Source organism: Verminephrobacter aporrectodeae subsp. tuberculatae At4, assembly GCF_000193225.1.
In the GTDB taxonomy this organism is placed as follows: Bacteria; Pseudomonadota; Gammaproteobacteria; order Burkholderiales; family Burkholderiaceae_C; genus Acidovorax; species Acidovorax aporrectodeae.
On record NZ_AFAL01000818.1, the window covers coordinates 1 to 1,027 of the forward strand.

General features: G+C 67.3%; 1 protein-coding gene. It reads left to right on the forward strand.

Annotated features, from left to right (window positions below):
• Positions 1-1,027 (forward strand): SwmB domain-containing protein (locus VTU_RS29455; protein ID WP_010108855.1); only part of this gene is annotated, 1,027 nt, incomplete at both ends.

Below are 1,027 nucleotides of genomic sequence, written 5' to 3' on the forward strand. Positions count from 1 at the left end.
CAGCGCCAGCGTGAACGCAACGGCCAAGACCGTCACGCTGACGCTCAGCCGCGCCGTGGCCAACGGCGAGACGGTGACCATCAGCTACGCCAAACCCACGACCGGCAATGGGGTGCAGGACGCTGCCCACAACAACGCGGCGGACTTCAGCGGCCGGGCCGTGACCAACACCACGCCGGACACCACACCCCCGGAGTTCAGCAGCGCCACGGTCCGCGACAACCTGCTGGAGCTCAGCTACGCCGATGCAAACAAGTTGGACGCCAACCACACCGCGCCCGCATCGGCGTTTGCGCTGAGCAGTTCCAGCGATACGGCCATTACCGTCAGCAGCGTTGCTGTCACGGCCAAGACCGTCACGCTGACGCTGAGCCGCGCCGTGGCCAGCGACGAGAAGCTCACGCTCAGCTACACCAAGCCGGCGACCGGCGACAACGTGATACAGGACGCTGCCGGCAACGACGCGGCAAGCTTCGGCAACCAGGCCGTGGGGAACCTCACGCCCACGCCCACACCAAAACCCGCACTCGTGCCCACACCGGAACACGACCCCGGCGCGCCCACACCAAAACCCGGACCCGCGCCCACACCGGAACACGACTCCGGCGCGTCCAATGCGGACCACGACGGCGTGCCCGACGAGCAGGAAAATCAGGCCATCGGCCCCAGGGGTTCCGCCCGCGGCGACGGCAATGGGGACGGTATTCAGGACAGCGCACAGGCCGCAGTCACCTCCTTCAGCGCCGAGACCAGCAGCAGTTCCAGCACCTCGGTGACCCTGGTAGCAGACAGCCGGAACGGCAAAGTCCCCTCCAGCAGCAACACCTGCATCACCAGCCTGGAGCAAAAGGCGGTCCCCGCCCAGACGCCCAAGGCGCTGGAGACGCCCATCGCGCTGACAAGCTTCAAAGCCACGCTGAAGACCGCCGGCAGCACCGAGACCTTCAGCCTGTACGTGGACCCGGAGATCGGCGCCAACGGCTACTGGCTGCAAGACCACGGCGGCACCTGGGTGAACCTGGCGAGC